Here is a 17,671-nt window from a genome sequence, read left to right as displayed (position 1 = left end):
TGGCGTCCGCTCACCCCCACTGTTTGCAGGAGTTTCGCCCGTGATCAAGCCCCGTACCCCGCCCGGCATCATGGAATTGCTGCCGCGCGAGCAGATTGCGTTCCAGCGCATGCTGGACGTCATCCGCCGCAACTACGAGCGCTTCGGGTTCCTGCCGGTGGAGACCCCGGTGTTCGAACTGTCCGACGTGCTGCTGACCAAGTCCGGCGGCGAGACCGAGCGCCAGGTCTATTTCGTGCAGTCCACCGGGGCCCTGGCCAACGCCGCCGGGTCGGCCGACAAGGGCCTGCCGGAGATGGCGCTGCGCTTCGACCTGACCGTGCCGCTGGCGCGCTACGTGGCCGAGCACGAGCACGAGTTGACCTTCCCGTTCCGCCGCTACCAGATGCAGCGGGTCTACCGCGGCGAGCGCGCCCAGCGCGGCCGGTTCCGCGAGTTCTACCAGTGCGACGTGGACGTGATCGGCAAAGACACGCTGAGCATCCGCTACGACGCCGAGGTGCTGGCGGTGATCCATGCGGTGTTCTCCGAGCTGCGCATCGGCCGCTTCGCGGTACAGCTGAACAACCGCAAGCTGATGCGCGGCTTCTTCGAGGCCCAGGGCGTGTCCGACCCGCAGCAGCAGGCGCTGGTGCTGCGCGAGGTCGACAAGCTCGACAAGCGTGGCGCCGATTACGTGCGCGACACTCTGGTCGGCCCGGATTTCGGCCTGCCGACGGCCGCGGTGGAGCGCATCCTCGCCTTCGTCGAGGTGCGTTCGCAGTCGCATGCCGACGCGTTGGCCCGGATCGACGCGGTGCTGGCCGAGGCTGGTGCCGCCGCCAGCGAATCGCTGCGCAGCGGCGCCGCCGAACTGCGCGAGGTGCTGGAGCTGGTGCGGGCGCTGGGCGTGCCGGAGGACGCCTACTGCCTGAATTTCTCCATCGCCCGCGGGCTGGATTACTACACCGGTACCGTCTACGAGACCACCCTGCTGGAGCACCCGCAGATCGGCTCGATCTGCTCCGGCGGCCGCTACGAGGACCTGGCCAGCCACTACACCAAGAGCCGGCTGCCGGGCGTGGGCATTTCCATCGGCCTGACCCGGCTGTTCTGGCAGCTGCGCGAGGCCGGTTTGATCGAAGGCATCGCCGAGAGCAGCGTGCAGGCCATGGTGGCGCTGATGGACGAGGCGGCGATGCCGCAGTCGCTGGACATCGCCCGCCGCCTGCGCGCCGGCGGCATCAATACCGAAGTGCAGATGGAGCCGAAGAAGATCGGCAAGCAGTTCCAGTACGCGGCCAAGGCCGGCATCCGCTTCGTGGTGCTGGCCGGCGACGACGAGCTGGCGCGCGGTGTGGTCGCGGTCAAGGACCTGTTGCGCGAACAGCAGTTCGAAGTCGCCCGCGACGAGCTGGCGTCCACCCTGCAGGTGGAGCTGGAGCAGACCCGGGCGATGGCGCGCTGAGCGCCGCGCAAGCTGAACCGAAGGCCCCGCATCGCGGGGCCTTCTGCTTTCCAGGGGGCGCCGGCGTTTGACCCGGCGCCCTTTTTTGGACTAATGTACTAGCACGCTATTACATTGGTACGTATGAAACCGCGCCCCGACTCCGACCGCGAAAAGGCTTCCGACGCTTCCCTCAGGGCGCTGGCGCGCGCGTTCGCCGCGCTGGAACGGCCGCAGGACGTGCAGGCGTTCCTGCGCGACCTGTGCACGCCGGCCGAGCTGGAGGCGATGGCCGACCGCTGGCGGGTGGTGCCGTTGCTGCGCAAGGGCGTGCCGTATCGCGAGATCTACGACCTGACCGGGGTGAGCGTGACCACCATCGGCCGGGTCGCGCGCTCGCTCGAGCATGGCGCCGGCGGGTATGCCGTCGCCATCGAGCGCCTGTCCGCGCGCAAAGCCGAATCCAACTGAGACAAGACCCATGAGTGCTTCCTCCTCCGCGCCGGCCCGCGACCGGCTGCGCATCGCCATCCAGAAGAGCGGGCGCCTGGCCGACCCGGCACGCAGCCTGCTGGCCGCCTGCGGGCTGAGCTGGCGGCAGAGCCGCGACAAGCTGTTCTGCTTTGGCGAATCGCTGCCGGTGGATCTGCTGCTGGTGCGCGACGACGATATCCCCGGGCTGATCGCAGACGGCGTCTGCGACCTGGGCGTGGTCGGACTGAATGAACTGGACGAGCAGGCCAAGGCGCGCCGCCAGCTGGGCCTGGCCGATGCCTACCAGCCATTGCGCGGCCTGGGCTTCGGCCAGTGCCGGTTGATGATCGCCGTGCCCGAGGACTGGGAGTGGCAGGGCGTGGCGCAGCTGTCCGGCAAGCGCATCGCCACCAGTTACCCGGCCATCCTGGCCGCCTGGTTGCGGGACAAGGGCGTGGACGCGCAGGTGGTGGAGCTGTCCGGTTCGGTGGAGATCGCGCCCAGGCTGGGCACCGCCGACCTGATCTGCGACCTGGTGTCCAGCGGCGCCACGCTCGCGGCCAACCAGCTCACGCCGGTGGAGACGCTGCTGGACAGCGAGGCGGTGCTGGCCGGCCCGGTGCGTGAACTGGACGACGCCCGCGCCGGGCTGATGGCGATGCTGCTGCGCCGCCTGGACGGCCTGAGCAAGGTGCAGGACCGCAAACTGCTGATGTTCTCGGCCGCCGAGGAGCGCGTGGACGCGCTGGCGCGGCTGCTGCCCGACGCCGAACCGCTGCTGCGGCTGCCCGGCGATGGTGGCGCGGTGCGCCTGCAGACCATGTGCAACGGCGCGCTGAGCTGGCAGCGGCTGGAGGAACTGGAGCGCGCCGGTGCGCAGGGGCTGATGGTGCTGGCGGTGGAGAAGTCGCTGGCATGAACATCCTCGACTGGAATGCACTGGATGCCGACGCCCAGGCGCGCGCGCTGACCCGGCCGGCGCAGGCCGTGGCCACCCGGACCCGCGCCGCCGTCGCGGCCTTGATCGAGCAGGTCCGGGAGGGCGGCGATGCCGCGCTGCGCGACATCACCGCGCGCCTGGACGGGGTGACGCTGGAGCGCTTCGAGGTGAGCGAGGCCGAGTTCGCCGCCGCCGAGCTGGCGGTGCCGGCGGAACTGCGCATCGCCATGCAGCAGGCGGCCGCGCGCATCGACACCTACCACCGCGCCGGCATGGCCCAGCCGTACTCGGTGGAAACCGCACCGGGCGTGGTCTGCGGCAAGGTCATCCGGCCGATCGCCCGCGTCGGCCTGTACGTGCCGGCCGGCAGCGCACCGTTGCCGTCGACCGCGCTGATGCTGGGGGTGCCGGCGAAACTGGCCGGTTGCCGCGAGGTGGTGCTGTGCACGCCGCCGCGCCGGGATGGCTCCGCCGACCCGGCGGTGCTGGTGGCCGCGCGCCTGACCGGCGTGCACCGGGTCTACAAGATCGGCGGCGCGCAGGCGATCGCGGCGATGGCCTGGGGTACCGCAACCGTGCCGTCCTGCGACAAGCTGTTCGGCCCCGGCAACGCCTACGTCACCGAGGCCAAGCAGCAGGTGGCGCAGGCCGGCGCCGCCGCGATCGACATGCCGGCGGGGCCTTCGGAAGTGCTGGTGATCGCCGATGCCGGCGCCAACCCGGCGTTCGTCGCCGCCGACCTGCTGTCGCAGGCCGAACACGGCCCCGATTCGCAGGTGCTGCTGCTCAGTGACGACGCCGCGCTGATCGCCGCGGTGCGCGGGGAAGTGGAACGGCAGGTGGCGCGGCTGCCGCGCGAGGCCATCGCCCGCCAGGCGCTGGCCGCCTCGCTGCTGCTGCAGGTCGCGTCGATCGAACAGGCGTTCTCCATTTCCAACCGCTACGCGCCCGAGCACCTGATCCTGGCGCTGCGCCAGCCGCGCGACTGGCTGGAGCGGGTCGAGGCGGCCGGTTCGGTGTTCCTGGGCGACTACACGCCCGAAGCGCTTGGCGACTACTGCTCGGGTACCAACCACGTGCTGCCCACCGCCGGCGCCGCGCGCGCCTACAGCGGGGTCAGCGTGGCCAGCTTCCAGAACCAGATCAGCGTGCAGGCCGCCAGCGCGCAGGGCATTGCCGGCATCGGCCCGTGCGCGCTGGTGATGGCCCGCGCCGAAGGGCTGGACGCGCACGCCAACGCGGTCGCGCTGCGGCTGGAGGTGGCGCCATGAGCGGCGTGCTCGACCTGGTGCGCGACGACCTGCGCGGCTTCGCCGGGTATGCGTCCGCGCGCAGCACCCGGCTGGAGGGCGAGATCTGGCTCAATGCCAACGAATCGGCGTGGCCCAACCCCGGCGATGCCGGCGGGCTGTGCCGGCGTTATCCGGAGCCGCAGCCGCAGGCGCTGCGCGAGCGCCTGGCCACGCTCTATGGCTGTACGTCCGAGCAGTTGCTGGTCGGGCGCGGCAGCGACGAGGCCATCGACCTGCTGGTGCGCGCGCTGTGCGTGCCCGGCCGCGATGGCGTGCTGTACACGCCACCGGTGTTCGGCATGTACGCGGTCAGTGCGCGGCTGCAGAACGCGCCGGCGCTGGAGGTGCCGCTGCGCGACGATGAGGCCGGCCTGGTGCCGGACATCGAGGCCATCATCGCCACCGCCAAGCAGGGCAACGCGCGGCTGGTGTTCCTGTGTTCGCCCTCCAATCCCGGCGGGCGGAGCATCACGCTGGCGCAGGTCGAACAGGTGGCCGTGGCGCTGCGCGGGCAGGCGCTGGTGGTGGTCGACGAGGCCTATGCCGAGTTCGCCGACGAGCCTTCGGCGGCAAGCCTGCTGCCGCGCCACGACAACATCGCCGTGCTGCGCACGCTGTCCAAGGCGCATGCGCTGGCGGCCGCGCGCATTGGCTGCGTGATCGCCGATGCCAGCCTGATCGCAGTGCTGCGCCGTTGCCAGGCGCCCTATCCGATACCGGCGCCGTGCACGGCGCTGGCCTTGGAGGGGCTGTCCGACGCGGCGCTGGCGCGCACGCGCGAACGCATCGCCGTGGTACGCGCCGAGCGCGAGCGCCTGGGCGCCGCGCTGGCACGCCTGCCCGGCGTGCGCCGGGTGTACCCGTCCGACGCCAATTTCCTGCTGGTGCGCCTGGTCGATGCCGAAGCCGCGTTCCAGCGGCTGCTGGTCGCCGGGGTGGTGGTGCGCGACCAGCGCGGCGCGCCGCAGCTGCACGACGCGCTGCGCATCACCCTGGGTACCCCTGAACAGAACGCGCGCGTACTGGGCGTGCTTGCCACGCTGGAGTCCGCACCATGACCCCCATCCTGTTCGTCGACCGCGACGGCACCCTGATCGAGGAGCCGGCCGATTTCCAGATCGACGCCTACGAGAAGATCCGTTTCGTCAGGAACGTGATCCCGGCGATGCTGCGCCTGCGCGATGCCGGCTACCAGTTCGTGATCGTCTCCAACCAGGACGGGCTGGGCAGCGACAGCTACCCGCAGGCCAGTTTCGACGGTCCCAACGACCTGATGCTGCAGATCTTCGCCAGCCAGGGCATCGTGTTCCGCGACGTGCTGGTGGACCCGAGCTGGCCGGCGGACAACAGCCCCAACCGCAAGCCGGGCATCGGCATGATGCTGCCGTACCTGCAGGACCGCTCGATCGACTGGGCACGCTCGGCGATGGTCGGCGACCGGCCCACCGACATCCAGTTCGCGGACAACATGAAGATCCGGGGTTTCCAGCTGCGCACCCCACAGTTCGGCGGCGACTGGGACTGGGACGGCATCGCCCACGAACTGGCCGATGCGCCGCGCCGCGCCGTCGTGCAGCGCGACACCAAGGAAACCCGGATCCGCGTGGCCGTCGATCTGGACAGGGTGGCGGCGTCGAAGATCGACACCGGCCTGCCGTTCTTCGACCACATGCTCGACCAGATCGGCCGCCACGGCGGCTTCGCGCTGGAGGTGCAGGCACGCGGCGACCTGCATATCGACGAGCACCACACCATCGAGGACACCGGCCTGGCCCTGGGCCAGGCGCTGCGCGAGGCGCTGGGCGACAAGCGTGGCATCGGCCGTTACGGCTTCACCCTGCCGATGGACGAAACCCTGGCCAGCGCCGCGCTGGATTTCAGCGGCCGCCCGTATTTCGTGTTCGACGGCGCGTTCAGGCGCGAACGGGTGGGCGACATGCCCACCGAACTGGTGCCGCATTTCTTCCGCTCGCTGTGCGATGCGGCCGGCCTGAACCTCAACCTCAAGGTCGAAGGCGACAACGACCACCACAAGGTCGAAGCCTGCTTCAAGGCGCTGGCGCGCGCGCTGCGCCAGGCGATCCGCCGCGAAGGCACCGAGCTGCCCTCGACCAAGGGGGCGTTGTGAGCACGGTCGGGCTGATCGACGCCGGCGGCGCCAACCTCGGCTCGGTGCGTTATGCGCTGGAACGGCTGGGCATGGCGGTGCGCATGGTGCGCGAGCCTTCCGACCTTGCAGGCACCTCGCGGGTGATCCTGCCGGGCGTCGGTGCCGCGGCCGAGGGCATGCGCCGGCTGCACGCGCAGGGACTGGCGCAGCCGCTGCGCGACCTGCAGGTGCCGCTGCTGGGCATCTGCCTGGGCATGCAGCTGCTGTTCGAGGGGTCCGAGGAGGGCGGGGTGGACTGCCTGGGGCTGTTGCCCGGGGTGGTGCGGCGCCTGCACCCGGCGGTGGGCGTGCGGGTACCGCACATGGGCTGGAACAAGCTGCTTGCGCTGCGCGAGTCGCCGCTGCTGGACGGCGTGACACCCGGCGCCAGCGCCTATTTCGTGCACAGCTACGCCGCACCGGTCACCTCCGATACCGTGGCCGCGTGCCACCACGGTGGACTGTTCACCGCGGTGGTGCAGCGCGGCCGCCTGTGCGGCGCGCAGTTCCATCCCGAGCGTTCGGCCGGGCCGGGCGCGCGCATCCTGCGCAATTTCATCGAGACCGATTTTCCATGAGCTTTACCGTCTATCCCGCACTCGACATCCGCGACGGCCAGGTGGTGCGCCTGCTGCAGGGCGACTACGCGCAGCAGACGACCTATGGCGACGACCCGTTGCCGCGCGCGCAGGCCTTCGCCGCCGCCGGCGCGCAATGGTTGCACCTGGTCGACCTGGATGCCGCCCGCGCCGGTGGCTACACCCTGGCACCACTGCTGTCACGCATCGCCACGAGCACCGCTTTGCACGTGCAGACCGGCGGCGGCGTGCGCGACCGCGACGACGTGGCGCGGATTCTCGACGCCGGCGCCAGCCGCGTGGTGATCGGCTCGCTGGCGGTGCGCGAGCCGGTGCGGGTACTGGCCTGGCTGCAGGAATTCGGCGCCGAGCGGCTGACGATCGCGCTGGACACGCGGCAGGGCGATGACGGCGTGTGGCGCCTGCCGGTGCATGGCTGGACCGAGACCGCCGACGTGACCCTGGACGAACTGGCCGTGCGCTATGCACAGGCCGGCATGCGGCACCTGCTGTGCACCGACATCGCCCGCGACGGCATGCTGTCCGGCCCCAACCTAGGGCTGTACGCCCACCTGTCGCGGTTGTTGCCCGGGGTGGCGGTGCAGGCCTCCGGCGGCGTGCGCGATGTCGATGACGTCGCCGCCGCCCGCGCCGCTGGCTGTGCCGGCGCGGTGCTGGGCAAAGCGCTGCTCGAGGGCCGGATGCGGCTGCAGGAGGCGCTGGCATGCTGAGCCGCCGCATCATCCCCTGCCTGGACGTGCGCGATGGCCGGGTGGTCAAGGGCGTACGTTTCCGCGACCACGTCGACATGGGCGACATCGCCGAGCTGGCGCTGCGCTACCGCGACCAGGGCGCCGACGAACTGGTGTTCTACGACATCTCCGCCAGCCCCGAGGGACGCTCGGTGGACCGCGCCTGGATCGAGCGCGTCGCGCGCCTGATCGACATTCCGTTCTGCGTGGCCGGCGGCATCCGCGACGTGGAAACCGCGCGCGACATCCTCAACGCCGGCGCCGACAAGATATCGATCAATACCCCGGCGCTGGAGCGGCCGGCGCTGATCGGCGAACTGGCCGGAGCGTTCGGCCAGCAGTGCGTGGTGGTCGGCATCGATTCCATCCGCGAAGCCGATGGGCAGTGGCGCGTGCGCTCGTATACCGGCGACCCGGCGCGGACCCGCGACGAGGCGCGGCTGACCCTGGACTGGCTGCGCGAGGCGCAGCAGCGCGGCGCCGGCGAGATCGTACTCAACTGCATGGACAGCGACGGTGTGCGCAAGGGCTACGACATCGCCCAGCTGCGCCAGGCCCGCGCCCTGTGCAGCGTGCCGTTGATCGCCTCCGGCGGCGCCGGGACACCGCGCCATTTCGCCGACGTGTTCGAGCAGGCCGACGTCGATGGCGCCCTGGCCGCCAGCGTGTTCCACTCCGGCGCCATCGGCATCCCGGAACTCAAGCGCTTCCTGCGCGAACAACAGATCGAGGTGCGCGATGTCTATTGAGAAACCGTTCGACCCGGCCGCGCTGGACTGGGACAAGGTCGGCGGGCTGCTGCCGGTCATCGTGCAGGACGCGGCCACACTGTGCGTGCTGATGCTCGGCTACATGGACCGCGCCGCGCTGGACCGGACCCTGCGCGACGGCAAGGTCACCTTTTTCAGCCGCAGCAGGCAGCGCCTGTGGACCAAGGGCGAGACCTCGGGCCACCACCTGGAGCTGGTGACCATCCGTGCCGACTGCGACGGCGATACCCTGCTGGTCACGGCGCACCCGCACGGGCCCACCTGCCACACCGGCAGCAGCAGTTGCTTCGGCGATGCGCCGGGGCAGTTCCTGGGCGCGCTGGACGCGCTGGTGCGGCAGCGCGAGCACGACCGCCCGCTCAACAGCTATACCACCAAGCTGTTCGAGAAGGGCACCCGCCACATCGCGCAGAAGGTGGGCGAGGAAGGCGTGGAGACGGCGCTGGCCGGGGTGGTCCAGCACGACGACGAGTTGTTGGGCGAGTCGGCCGACCTGCTGTTCCACCTGATCGTGCTGCTGCGCGCGCGCGGGCTGTCGCTGGACGACGCGGTGGCGGTGCTGGCGCAGCGCCACGCCAAGGCGGCGGAGAAGGCGGCGCGCTGAGTGATGCGGCCACCGCGGCGGAGCGCCCGGGCGGCCTGGCGCCATGCGCGCGGCGCATGACGGCGCGATAATGCCGGCTTGTCCGTTCGCCTGACGAGGCTTGCATGCGCCATTACCTGTTCGCCGGCCTGCTGCTGGCCTGTGCGCCGCTGACCGCGGCCGCGTCCTGCGTGGAGGGGGCGGTGTTCGACGATGCCAACGGCAATGGCGTGCGCGACCCCGGCGAACAGCCGCTGCCGGGCATCCGTGTTTCCGACGGCGAGCACATCGCCGTCACCGGCCGCGACGGCCGCTACCGCCTGCCGGGTTCGGCGCAGCCCACGGTGTTCGTCATCAAACCTGCCGGCCGCCGCGCCGCGGCGCGCGCCGACGGGCTGCCGGACATCTGGCGCCCGCGTGCAGGCGAGACCGAAGGCGGGCAGTGCCGGCCGTTCGCGCTGGTGCCGCAGCCGGACGCGCCGGCCAGCTTCCAGGCGCTGGTGATGGCCGACAGCCAGACTTCCAGCGCGCTGGACGTGGACTACTTCGAGCGCGACATCGTCGCGCCGCTGCGCGGCCGTCACTCAGCGCGGCTGGGCATGACCCTGGGCGACATCAGCAACGACGATCCGGCGCTGTACCCGTTGCTGGTCAAGGCGGTGACCTCGCTCGGGGTGCCGTGGCTGCACGTGCCGGGCAACCACGACATGGACCTGGGCGCGCGCAGCGATGCCGCGTCGCTGGACAGCTTCCACCGCCAGCTCGGCCCGGATACCCATGCCTGGGAAGAGCCGTCGATGGTGTTCATCGGCCTGGACGACGTCGTCGCCCAGCCGGGGCAGAAGCCGGCGTACGTCGGCGGCCTGCGCGAGGACCAGTTCGCTTTCCTCGAGCGCTACCTGCCGACCGTGCCCAAGGACCGGCTGGTGGTGCTGGGGCTGCATATTCCGCTGTTCGACCACGCGTTCCGCGCCGCGGACCGCGCGCGCCTGTTCGCGTTGCTGGAGCAGGTGCCGCACCCGCTGGTGCTCAGCGGCCACACCCACAACCAGCGCCAGGTGTTCTGGAGCGCGGCGCAGGGCTGGAAGGGCGCGCGCCCGCTGCACGAGTACAACGTGGGCGCGGCCTGCGGTGCGTTCTGGTCGGGAGTGAAGGACGCGCAGGGCATCCCCGACACCACCATGTCCGATGGCACGCCCAATGGCTACGGTCTGCTCAACGTGCAGCCGCAGGGCCGCTACAGCGTGGAGTACCGGGTCGCGCGCGCGCCCGAGGACGAGCAGATCGCGCTGCATGCGCCCAAGGTGCTGCGCCGCGGCGCGTATCCGGCGTGGGGCGTGTACGCCAACGTCTACATGGGCCATGACGGCCTGCCGGTGGAATTCCGCGTCGATGGCGGCCACTGGCAGCCGATGAAACGCGTCGAGCAGCCCGACCCACGGCTGCTGGCCGAGAACGTGGCCGACGACCAGTCCGACAGCCTGCGCGGCTATGACCGCTCGCCCGAAGCCACGCCGTCCACGCACCTGTGGCGCGCGGCGTTGCCGACCCGGCTGGAGGTGGGCGAACACACGGTCGAGGTACGCACCACGCTCAACGGCCGCGAGTACCGCAGCCGCACGACCTACCATCTGCAGGATGCGAGCCCCTGAGCGCGGGGCTCAGGGCTGCGGGCGCTGCAGCCGCCTGTGTACGTCGGGCAGGCCGATCAACGCGGCGCTGCCGTAATAGGCGTGGTATTCGGCCACCATCTCGCCGTTGACCAGCACCGGGTCGGTCGCGGCGAGCCGGCGCGCTTCCTCGATGTCGGCCACGGCGAAGACGAACAGTCCGCGCCAGCCGTCCACGCCGTCCAGCGGGCCGGCGAGCACCAGCTTGCCCTCGTCGGACAGCCGCTGCATGTTGGCGAAGTGGCCACGGAACATCGCATCGCGCTCCGGTCCGGCCGGCATGCGTTTCGGCCCGGTCTTGAGGATGACCAGCACGTAGGCGCGCATGCCGCGCTCGTCGGCGCCGAACCGGGCTGCCAGCGCCGCGTCGTACGCCGGCGGCTCCACCGCGTGCGCGGCCATCGGCAGGGCGGACAGAAGCAGGGCGGCGAGCAGGCCGGCGCGCAGGACGGTCATGGCGTTTTCCCCGGGAGCATGTGCCGGCATCGTAGCGCAGGGCGGCCGCTACACTGCGGCTCCCCCGAACGGCGATCCCTTGCATGCCCACGCTCCGTACCCTCGCGCCCGTCCTGCTTGTCCTGGCCCTCGGTGCCTGCCGCCTGCCCGCGCTGGAAGGCGCGCAGGGAACGGCCGAACCGATGGATGCCGACCGCGTGCTGATCGGCCGGGTGCAGGGGGGAGGGCCCGCCAGCCCGCTTTCCGGGCAGGATGTGGTCATCGAGGCCGTGGTCGTGCGCAGCCTGATGGGCGACGGCGACGACGTCGCCCAGGCCATGGGCGAGACGCTGGGCGAGGGCAACCGCGGCCGGGTGGTGGGCTGGTTCGTGCAGGACGAAGGCGACGGCGATCCGACGACCTCCGACGCGCTGTTCGTGATGGACCAGGGCTACGACACCAGCATCAACCTGCCGGCGGAAGCCGAATACACGCTGCGGCTCGGTTCGCTGGTGCGCACCGGCGACCGCGTCACGGTGCGCGGCACGGTGGCGGAGCTGCCCCTGCAAACCGCCGCCGAGCAGCCGCGCAGCAGCGGCCACCGCGTGGCGCGTGGCGACCCCGCCGGCAGCATGACCGCCGTCCTGGCCCACGCCATCACCCTGCTGGAGCCGCGCGATCGCGCGCGCGCCATCGCGCCGGAAGCCGTAGCCCCCGCGCGGGCGCAAGAGGAAGCGGTGGAGGGCATGCGCCTGCAGGCGCCGGGCCCGGCGCAGCCGCACTGATCCGGCGTCACTTGCCGGCTGTCTAGCGCGACCTGTTGCCGGCTGACGCCGTATCACCGCCGGCCGACGGCGCGTGCACGAACGGGTAGGGTACCGGCGCACTTGCCGGCAGCCCGGCGCGCCAGCGCGCGAGCACCGGCGCGATCGCCCTGCCGGCGGCGAACTGGGGATGCGATGGCAGCTCGCCTTCCTGCTTCTCGCGCCGGCGAACGCTGTCGCGGGCCATGCCGAAGGCGGCGGCGAAGTCGTCGGTGGCGTTCAGCGCCTCGACCAGGAACGCGCGACCGAACCAGGTGGCGCTGTCGGTGTTGCCGCAGCCGAAGGACGGGCGGTCGCTGCGCGCGGCGGTGACGAGCATGCGGTTGGCAGCCTTCAGCACCGGCACGAAGCCCCCCGAATAGCAGGCCGAGACCACGATCACCGCATTGCCGATGCCCGCGTCTTCCAGCAGCTGCGCCAGGTCCTCCGGCGTCAGGTAGTCCTCCTGGTCCGGGCCGGTGTGCAGGTAGAAGCTGCTGTCGTCCAGGCCATGGCTGCTCAGGTACACGAACAACACGTCCTCGCGCGGGTCCAGCACCTGCCCCAGCCCGTCCAGTGCGCGGCCGATGCTCTCGTAGGTCGCCGGCGGCAGCGGCGCCTCGCCGGGCAGCGTGTCCGGCTGGTTGACCAGCGCGACCATGCGGCCGTCGGCGTCCCAGCGCCGCGCCGACAGCTGCCGCAGGTAGAGCACTTCGTTGCGGAACACGTCCTCGTCGGCGTCGCCGGCCACGCCTAGCACGTACAGGTCGGCCACGCCGGGCCGCTGCGGCGGCAGCCGCGCGAGCAGGCCGTCGAGCAGGGCGCGTTGCGGGGCATCCAGTGCCGGCGTGGTCGGCACCCACGGCGGCTGGTCGGCGCTGCCGGCCAGCACCGGCCAGCTGCCGGCCAGCATCACCCCGGCCAGCCACAGCCGGCGCAGCGCAAGGGAACGGGAACGCGGCGGTCGCGGTGTCTCCGGCATCGGCAATCGGCTCTGGTGGGACGCCGGCAGCGTTGCAGGGGGCAGCGCCGGACGCAAGCAGGAGCGCCGCCAGGGCCGCCGCTGCGGCGCGGCGGCGATGGCTCAGCGTCGGTGGCGCAACCCGAAATAGATCGGCAGCCCGGCCACGACCAGGCCCGCGCCCCACAACAGGGCTTCGGTGCCGATGCCGCCCAGCGCGTAGAGGCTGAAAGCGAGTGCGCCGGCGGCGGCCAGCCGCGAGCCCCTGCCGTCGCCGCGCCACAGCCACGCGGCGGCACCGGCGAGGTAGGGCAGCAGGGTGGCGGCGGTGGACAGCAGCACCGAGAACTTGAACAGGTCCACCAGCGAGCGGTTGTAGTTGCTGATCACCAGCACGCTGGCCAGCAGGCAGCTGACGATGACGCCGAACGCCGGGGCGCCGCGCGCGTTCTCGCGGGCGAAGGCGCGCGGCAGCACGCCATCGCGGGCCGCGGCCAACGGCAACTGCGCCGCCAGCAGGGTCCAGCCGTTGAGCGCGCCGACGCAGGACACCGCCATGACCACCGCCAGCAGCACGCCGGCCGCCGGTCCCCACAATGCCGCCGCGGCGTCGGCCATCGGTGCGCTGGAGCGGGCCAGCACGTCGGCCGGCAGCAGGCCGAGCACGGTGGTGCAGGCCAGCACCGTGGCGATGCCGGCGATCGCGGTGCCGGCCACGGTGGCGCGGGCCACGGTCCGCGGCGCATCGTCGACCGATCCGGCCGGCACGGTGGCCGCTTCCAGCCCGATCATCGCCCACAGCGTCAGCGCCACGGTGGCGGCGGCCACGCTGCCCAGCGATTCACCGCTGGGATTGAACGGCACGTAGTGGCGCGCATCGACGAACCACAGCGCCACCAGCCCGAACAGCAGCAGTGGCACCACTTTCAGTACGGTGGTCAGCAGTTGCAGGCGGCCGGCCTCGCGCAGCCCCGCCAGGTTGACGCCGGCGCACAGCCACAACGCGGCCAGGCCGCAGCCGGCCGCGCGCACCGGGGTGGCGGTCAGGGACGGGAAGATGGCACCGACGCTGCCGGCGAAGGCCACCGCGATGGCGGCGATGGCGCACCACATCGAGATCCAGTAGCTCCATGCCACCACGAAACCGGGCAGTTCGCCGAAGGCGTTGCGCGCGAACACATACGGGCCACCGGTCTGTGGCCAGCGCCGCGCCAGACGGGCGAAAGTGACCGCCAGCAGCAGCGCACCGCACAGGGTGATGGCCCAGCCGACCAGGGTGGCGGCGCCGTAGGGGGCCAGCGTGGCCGGCAGCAGGAAGGTGCCGGAGCCGATCATGCTGCCCACGACCAGGGCGGTGGCGGACCAGAAGCCCAGCGGGCGGTGGGGGGTAGTCATCAGGAGCCAGGGAACGGGGCGCGGCCACGGGTACCGGGGCACCGGGTCGGGCGGAAGGGGGAGGCGCCTGCGGCAACGGGCGCGGGAACGGGCGCGGATTATGACGCGTTGCCGGCGCGGCGGCGATGGTCGCCGCGGCAATGACCTTTGGCCCTTTCCCCGGCGGGAGCGCTGCGTGGACGCTGGTGGCTTCCTGCATCCGATGGATTCCCGCATGAAGCTGCGTCCCCTGGCCCTGTCCGTTTCGCTGTCCCTGGCCACCGTGCTGGTTGCCTGTTCCCCCTCCACGCAACCGGCCGCGGGCGACGCCGCCGGCGAGGCGGCGCAGGCCGACAAGGCCGCCCGGCTCAACCAGCTCTATGCCGACTACTGGGAGGGCGTGCTCAAGCTGAACCCGCTGCAGGCCACCTTCCAGGGCGACAACCGCTACAACGATCAGCTGCCGGATTTCGGCTCGGCGCAGTTCCGCAGGCAGAGCCACGACTTCACCGCCGAATGGCTGGCCAAGGCGGAGAAGATCGGCGATGCCGGGCTGGCCGGGCAGGACCTGCTCAGCTACCGCATCTTCGTCCAGGAGCAGAAGCAGTCGCTGGAAGGGGAGAAGTTCCCCGGCTGGATGATGCCGGTCAACCAGATGGGCTCGACCGTGAGCTACGCGGTGATGCTGGGTTCGGGCCAGGTCGCACAGCCGTTCAAGACGGTGAAGGACTACGACAACTGGCTGGCGCGCGCCGCGCGCATCCCGGTGCTGCTGGACACCGAGATCGCCAACATGCGCGAAGGCATGAAGGCCGGGGTGGTGCAGCCGCGCGTGCTGATGGAAAAGGTGGTGCCGCAGTTCGACGAGATCCTGGCGGCCAAGGGCGCCGAGGACAGCCAGTTCTGGGGGCCGATCAAGGCGATGCCGGCCGATTTCGCGCAGGCCGACAAGGAGCGCCTGACCGCGGCCTACCGCACGCTGATCGAGCAGCAGCTGCTGCCGGCGATCAGGAAGCAGCGTGACTTCATCGCCAACGAGTACCTGCCGGCGACCCGCGACACGGTGGGCCTGGACGCGCTGCCCGACGGCAAGGCGTGGTATGCCTTCAACGCTAGGGAGAGCACCACCACCACGCAGACCCCGGAGCAGATCCACGAGATCGGTCTGAAGGAAGTGGAGCGCATCCACGGTGAGATCCGCACGGTGATGCAGCAGGTCGGCTTCAAGGGCTCGCTGCAGGACTTCTTCAAGTTCATGCAGCACGACAAGCAGTTCGAGTTCGGCTCCGAAGCGGCGCTGCTGGAGCATTACCGCGGGCTGGAAGCCAAGATCAACGGCAACGTGCCCAAGCTGTTCTCGCTGACGCCGAAGGCCGGTTTCGAGATCCGCCCGATCGAGGCGTTCCGCGCCAAGTCGGCGGCCGGCGGCGAGTACATGCAGCCCAGCGAGGACGGCAGCCGCCCGGGCATCTTCTACGTCAACACCTACGACCTGCCGACCCGCAAGACCTGGGACGCGGAGGACCTGTTCCTGCACGAGGCGATTCCGGGCCATCACTTCCAGCTGGCGCTGCAGCAGGAACTGCAGGGCGTGCCGGCGTTCCGCCGCTTCGGCGGCGAAACCGCCTTCATCGAAGGCTGGGGCCTGTATGCCGAGAGCCTGGGCAAGGACCTGGGCGTGTACACCGACCCGTACAGCTATTTCGGCCGCCTGCAGGGCGAGCTGTGGCGCGCGGTGCGGCTGGTGGTGGACACCGGCCTGCACGCCAAGGGCTGGAGCCGCCAGCAGGTGCTGGATTACATGTTCGCCAATTCCTCGGTGAGCGAGCCCGATGCGGTGGCCGAGGCCGAGCGCTACATCGCATGGCCGGGCCAGGCGCTGGCCTACAAGACCGGCGAGCTGAAGATCCAGGAGCTGCGGCGGCGTGCCGAACAGAAGCTCGGCGGCAAGTTCGACATCCGCCAGTTCCATGCCGAGGTGCTGAAGGACGGTTCGGTGCCGCTGGACGTGCTGGAAGAGAAGGTCGACGGCTGGATCGCCGCCCAGGGCGGCTGAGCGGCGCCGGGCACCGACGCGGCGGCCACGTGGCCGCCGTCGTCGCCCGGTACCGGAGCTTGCTGCCGTGCCGGCACCGGCCGGCGCCACCCCGCTGCCGCTGCGCCGCGGGAACGCACTGGTGCAACCGGCGCACTCGCCGCATGGCGGGCGCCTGCCGCATCATTGCTCCCCTCCCTTGAACGCCTTTCCGGCTGCCGGACGGCCGCGTCCGCGCCGGCCCGGCTGCTCCCCCGTCGATGACCCTGATCGTATCGTTGCTCCTGCCGCTGCTTGCCCTGTGGTTGTGGTGGCCCGTGCCGTTCCCGGACCGGCGGCAGCGCCGCTGGCACCTTGGCACCAGCGTGGTGCTGGCCCTGCTGGGCGTGGCCCTGGCCGCGCTTTGGCGCATGGATGTCCTGGCGTACGCGGCCGAAGCCTGGATCCAGCTGGTGTTCGGCTGGGTGCTGGCGATGTTCGTGATGCTGCTGGTGTTCCTGCCGTTGCGCGAGCTGGGCTGGCTGCTGTCGCGACGGGCGCCGCGCACTTCGGTGCTGGCCACCGCATGGCACGGCGTGCGTGGCAACCAGCTGGCCGCCGCGGTGATCGTGCTGCTGGCCACGCTCGGCATCGTCAATGGCCTGAAGCCACCAGCGGTGCATGAGCGCGCGCTGGTAGTGCCGGGCCTGCCACAGGAACTGGACGGCCTGCGCATGGCGGTGATCGCCGACCTGCACGCCAGCCCGGTCAAGCGCACCTGGCGCACGCGGAAGGTGGTCGACGCGGTAATGGCCGCGCGCCCGGACCTGATCGTGCTGCCCGGCGACATGGTCGACGGCGAGGTCGGGGACACGGCGGCGTTCGTCGCCCCGCTGGCCGGACTGGCCGCGCCCTACGGCGTATGGGTGGCGCCGGGCAACCACGAGTACTACCACGGCTACCGGCGCTGGATGGCGCACTTCCGCGGCATGGGCCTGGGCGTGCTGGAGAACCAGACCGCGCGGCTCGACATCCACGGCCGCACGCTGGCGGTGTCCGGCGTGGGCGACCTGGCCGCGCTGCGTCCCAGTGCCTACATGCGTGGCGGGCTCGCGCCCGACCTGCCGGCGGTGATCGCCGCCGGCAAGGGGGCCGACGCGCACATCCTGCTCGCCCACCAGCCGAAGCAGGCGCGTGCGGCCGCGGCCACCGGCGCGTTCGACCTGCAGGTATCCGGCCATACCCACGGCGGCCACATGCTGGGGTTCGACCGCTGGGTGGTGGCGCCGGCCAACCACGGCTTCGTCCGCGGCGACTACCGGGTCGGGCCGATGACCCTGTTCGTCAGCAGTGGTGCCGGGCAATGGGACGGCTTCGGCGTGCGCCTGGGCGTTCCCTCCAGCATCGACCTGCTGGTACTGAAGGCCGCGCCCGCCCGCGCCCGTTGAGG

The 17,671-nt window shown here is 71.3% G+C and carries 17 protein-coding genes; 14 read left to right on the top strand and 3 right to left on the bottom strand.

Going from position 1 to position 17,671, the window contains the following annotated elements; translation table 11 throughout:
* Nucleotides 1–40: 40 nt before the first annotated feature.
* From hisS to ACJ7VY_RS09125, 11 genes are all read left to right on the top strand, one after another.
* Nucleotides 41–1,447, top strand: a complete 1,407-nt coding sequence (hisS, locus tag ACJ7VY_RS09175; RefSeq protein WP_161613730.1) for a histidine--tRNA ligase — start codon at nt 41–43, stop codon at nt 1,445–1,447.
* 123 nt (nt 1,448–1,570) lie between these two features.
* Nucleotides 1,571–1,897 carry a YerC/YecD family TrpR-related protein gene (locus ACJ7VY_RS09170; RefSeq protein ID WP_161613731.1) on the top strand — a complete coding sequence of 109 codons (327 nt, stop codon included), beginning with the start codon at nt 1,571–1,573 and terminating at the stop codon, nt 1,895–1,897.
* Between the two features lie 10 nt (nt 1,898–1,907).
* On the top strand, nt 1,908–2,819 hold the full coding sequence (gene hisG / locus ACJ7VY_RS09165) for an ATP phosphoribosyltransferase (protein ID WP_313231018.1): 912 nt from the start codon (nt 1,908–1,910) through the stop codon (nt 2,817–2,819).
* Complete coding sequence (gene hisD, locus ACJ7VY_RS09160; protein ID WP_409475469.1) at nt 2,816–4,111, top strand: histidinol dehydrogenase; 1,296 nt, start codon at nt 2,816–2,818, stop codon at nt 4,109–4,111. Before hisG ends, hisD begins: the two co-directional genes overlap by 4 nt.
* Nucleotides 4,108–5,190, top strand: coding sequence for a histidinol-phosphate transaminase (hisC, locus tag ACJ7VY_RS09155; RefSeq protein WP_409475468.1), 1,083 nt, complete (start codon nt 4,108–4,110; stop codon nt 5,188–5,190). The genes hisD and hisC overlap by 4 nt, the downstream gene beginning before the upstream one ends.
* A complete protein-coding gene (gene hisB / locus ACJ7VY_RS09150; protein WP_313248536.1) occupies nt 5,187–6,260 on the top strand; it encodes a bifunctional histidinol-phosphatase/imidazoleglycerol-phosphate dehydratase HisB in 1,074 nt (357 codons plus the stop codon). Before hisC ends, hisB begins: the two co-directional genes overlap by 4 nt.
* Nucleotides 6,257–6,859: an imidazole glycerol phosphate synthase subunit HisH gene (hisH, locus tag ACJ7VY_RS09145; protein WP_409475467.1), complete on the top strand. Its 603-nt coding sequence runs from the start codon at nt 6,257–6,259 to the stop codon at nt 6,857–6,859. The genes hisB and hisH overlap by 4 nt, the downstream gene beginning before the upstream one ends.
* Complete coding sequence (gene hisA / locus ACJ7VY_RS09140; RefSeq protein ID WP_409475466.1) at nt 6,856–7,590, top strand: 1-(5-phosphoribosyl)-5-[(5-phosphoribosylamino)methylideneamino]imidazole-4-carboxamide isomerase; 735 nt, start codon at nt 6,856–6,858, stop codon at nt 7,588–7,590. Before hisH ends, hisA begins: the two co-directional genes overlap by 4 nt.
* The gene (gene hisF, locus ACJ7VY_RS09135) at nt 7,584–8,360 is read left to right on the top strand and encodes an imidazole glycerol phosphate synthase subunit HisF (protein ID WP_409475465.1); all 777 of its coding nucleotides are present in this window, start codon (nt 7,584–7,586) and stop codon (nt 8,358–8,360) included. Before hisA ends, hisF begins: the two co-directional genes overlap by 7 nt.
* Nucleotides 8,350–8,985 carry a bifunctional phosphoribosyl-AMP cyclohydrolase/phosphoribosyl-ATP diphosphatase HisIE gene (gene hisIE / locus ACJ7VY_RS09130; RefSeq protein ID WP_409475464.1) on the top strand — a complete coding sequence of 212 codons (636 nt, stop codon included), beginning with the start codon at nt 8,350–8,352 and terminating at the stop codon, nt 8,983–8,985. Before hisF ends, hisIE begins: the two co-directional genes overlap by 11 nt.
* Nucleotides 8,986–9,089: 104 nt before the next feature.
* Nucleotides 9,090–10,616: a calcineurin-like phosphoesterase C-terminal domain-containing protein gene (locus tag ACJ7VY_RS09125; protein WP_409475463.1), complete on the top strand. Its 1,527-nt coding sequence runs from the start codon at nt 9,090–9,092 to the stop codon at nt 10,614–10,616.
* A 9-nt stretch (nt 10,617–10,625) separates the two neighbouring features.
* Here the strand turns inward: ACJ7VY_RS09125 and ACJ7VY_RS09120 are convergent, their stop codons facing one another.
* Nucleotides 10,626–11,090: a YciI family protein gene (locus ACJ7VY_RS09120; protein WP_240212033.1), complete on the bottom strand. Its 465-nt coding sequence runs from the start codon at nt 11,088–11,090 to the stop codon at nt 10,626–10,628.
* 83 nt (nt 11,091–11,173) lie between these two features.
* Between ACJ7VY_RS09120 and ACJ7VY_RS09115 the strand changes: the two genes are divergently transcribed.
* Nucleotides 11,174–11,854, top strand: coding sequence for a hypothetical protein (locus ACJ7VY_RS09115; RefSeq protein ID WP_409475462.1), 681 nt, complete (start codon nt 11,174–11,176; stop codon nt 11,852–11,854).
* A gap of 22 nt (nt 11,855–11,876) precedes the next feature.
* Here ACJ7VY_RS09115 and ACJ7VY_RS09110 read toward each other — a convergent pair whose 3' ends face one another.
* A complete protein-coding gene (locus ACJ7VY_RS09110) occupies nt 11,877–12,854 on the bottom strand; it encodes a C13 family peptidase (RefSeq protein WP_409475461.1) in 978 nt (325 codons plus the stop codon).
* A gap of 102 nt (nt 12,855–12,956) precedes the next feature.
* Nucleotides 12,957–14,228: an amino acid permease gene (locus tag ACJ7VY_RS09105; protein ID WP_409475460.1), complete on the bottom strand. Its 1,272-nt coding sequence runs from the start codon at nt 14,226–14,228 to the stop codon at nt 12,957–12,959.
* Nucleotides 14,229–14,430: 202 nt separating this feature from the next.
* Between ACJ7VY_RS09105 and ACJ7VY_RS09100 the strand changes: the two genes are divergently transcribed.
* Both ACJ7VY_RS09100 and ACJ7VY_RS09095 read left to right on the top strand, forming a co-directional pair.
* Nucleotides 14,431–16,263 carry a DUF885 domain-containing protein gene (locus tag ACJ7VY_RS09100; protein ID WP_409476801.1) on the top strand — a complete coding sequence of 611 codons (1,833 nt, stop codon included), beginning with the start codon at nt 14,431–14,433 and terminating at the stop codon, nt 16,261–16,263.
* Between the two features lie 239 nt (nt 16,264–16,502).
* Nucleotides 16,503–17,669, top strand: coding sequence for a metallophosphoesterase (locus ACJ7VY_RS09095; protein ID WP_409475459.1), 1,167 nt, complete (start codon nt 16,503–16,505; stop codon nt 17,667–17,669).
* Nucleotides 17,670–17,671 lie beyond the last annotated feature (2 nt).

The sequence above is a fragment of the Stenotrophomonas sp. Y-13 genome (assembly GCF_046267925.1).
Classification (GTDB): Bacteria; Pseudomonadota; Gammaproteobacteria; order Xanthomonadales; family Xanthomonadaceae; genus Stenotrophomonas; species Stenotrophomonas acidaminiphila_A.
The sequence above is the reverse complement of the archived record's forward strand: the minus strand, read 5'-3'. Positions and strand labels throughout refer to the sequence as shown.